Source organism: Streptomyces sp. NPDC097619 (assembly GCF_040302735.1).
GTDB lineage: Bacteria > Actinomycetota > Actinomycetes > Streptomycetales > Streptomycetaceae > Streptomyces.
In genome coordinates, this window is sequence record NZ_JBEOSD010000329.1 from 1 (window position 1) to 1,345 (window position 1,345).

General features: G+C 73.2%; 2 protein-coding genes and 2 pseudogenes. 1 reads left to right on the forward strand and 3 read right to left on the reverse strand.

Translation table 11 applies throughout. The features are described from left to right. Both ABTZ17_RS37005 and ABTZ17_RS37010 read right to left on the reverse strand, forming a co-directional pair. A pseudogene (locus ABTZ17_RS37005) lies at positions 1 to 84 on the reverse strand (1-acyl-sn-glycerol-3-phosphate acyltransferase); the annotation flags it as partial. Beyond that, a pseudogene (locus ABTZ17_RS37010) lies at positions 59 to 259 on the reverse strand (phosphopantetheine-binding protein); the annotation flags it as partial. The pseudogenes ABTZ17_RS37005 and ABTZ17_RS37010, both read right to left, overlap by 26 nt. 268 nt (positions 260 to 527) lie before the next feature. Between ABTZ17_RS37010 and ABTZ17_RS36810 the strand changes: the two are divergent. Next, entirely contained in the window at positions 528 to 911 is a 384-nt protein-coding gene (locus ABTZ17_RS36810; RefSeq protein WP_352200181.1) for a GNAT family N-acetyltransferase, read from the forward strand. A gap of 49 nt (positions 912 to 960) precedes the next feature. Here ABTZ17_RS36810 and ABTZ17_RS36815 read toward each other — a convergent pair whose 3' ends face one another. Beyond that, the gene (locus tag ABTZ17_RS36815; protein WP_352200182.1) at positions 961 to 1,176 is read right to left on the reverse strand and encodes an MbtH family protein; all 216 of its coding nucleotides are present in this window, start codon (positions 1,174 to 1,176) and stop codon (positions 961 to 963) included. Positions 1,177 to 1,345: the final 169 nt, after the last annotated feature.

Here is a 1,345-nt window from a genome sequence, read left to right on the forward strand (position 1 = left end):
GTCCATGCCCTCGTAGCGGGAGAACTCCATCGCCTCGCCGAAGCGGACGGTGACCCGGCCCGGCCGGGGCGAGGAGCGCGGCCCACTCCCGCAGGGTGGGGCGCTCCGCCAGGTCCACGAAGGCGACCCGGGCGCCCTCGTTCCGCCAGCGGGTCACCAGGGACATCAGCCGGATCGAGTCGAGGCCCTGGTCGAGGAGGTTCTCGTCGGGGTCGATCTCCTCGGGCTCCGCGCCCAGGACGTCGGCGACGTCGTCCAGGAGGCGGTCGAGACCGAAGGGGCCTTCGGGGCCCGCGGCCCGGTCCGGGAGCGGGGCGTCCGGTGTGGTGGCGGGGGCGGTGGTCGGGGAGGCGGTCATGGCAGGTGGCTTCCTGTGTCGGGAAAGGGTGGGGGCGCCTCACCGGAAGAACTTAGGCAAGGCTAACCTAACTTATGTGATTCCAGTTGCAGTAGAGCTCCCCGCGGTTCCGGTGAGACCGGCCCGCCCGGGAGACGCACACGCGCTCTTCTCCCTCTCCCGCGCCTTCATGGCGACGGGAGAGCTCCGCTCCCGTCCCCTCGGCCACTACCGCGCCCGCGCGCGGGAGTTCCTCCTGGCGGAGGACGCTCCCGGCGGCGGGCCGGCCGGCTGTGTCGCGGTCCGGGGCGAGGGGCCCGGCGCGGCGGTCCTGCACAACTTCTGCGTGGCGCGCGCGCACCAGGGCCGGGGCATCGGCTCAGCCCTGCTGCGCGCCGCGGTGGACCGGGCCCGGCGGCTGCCGGCGGCCCGGGTGTTCACCGCGACCACCGGACCGGCCGTGCTGTTCCTGACGTACGGGTTCGTGCCCGTGGCCCCGGAAGAGGCGCCGGCCGACTGGGCGGCCGCCCTGGACCCGAGCCGCGGCTCACGGGTCTACGCGCTGACCCTGTGAGGGATCCGAGGTGGTGCGGCGGAGCCCGCCGCACCACCCCGGGGCGGGTTCAGCGGGCGGAGTCGGCCGCGACGAGGCTCGCCGGACGCATGTCGGTCCAGTGCTCCTCGGTGTACGCGGCACAGCCCTGCCGGGTGTCCTCGCCGTGCGCGATCCGCCAGCCGGCGGGCACTTCGGCGAACGCGGGCCACAGCGAGTGCTGGTTCTCGTCGTTCACCAGCACGTAGTAGCGGGCGTCGTCGTCCTCGAAGGGGTTGGTGGCCATCGGAGTGTCTCCTCGGTGGATCGGGTGTTCGGGGGGAAGGGGTGCGGGGCGGGCGCGGACCGCGGTCCGCCGGGCCCGGCGGGGGGGGTAGGGGAACTCACCCAGATTATCTTCAAACTACCAGTGCTATAACGTGTATTGCGGGTTGGGGGTGTAGAATGCTTGCGGT

Excerpts from the sequence above, each read along its gene's own strand:
- ABTZ17_RS36815 (WP_352200182.1), bottom strand. The coding sequence starts at position 1,176 with ATGGCCACCAACCCCTTCGAGGACGACGACGCCCGCTACTACGTGCTG.
- ABTZ17_RS36810 (WP_352200181.1), top strand. The coding sequence starts at position 528 with ATGGCGACGGGAGAGCTCCGCTCCCGTCCCCTCGGCCACTACCGCGCC.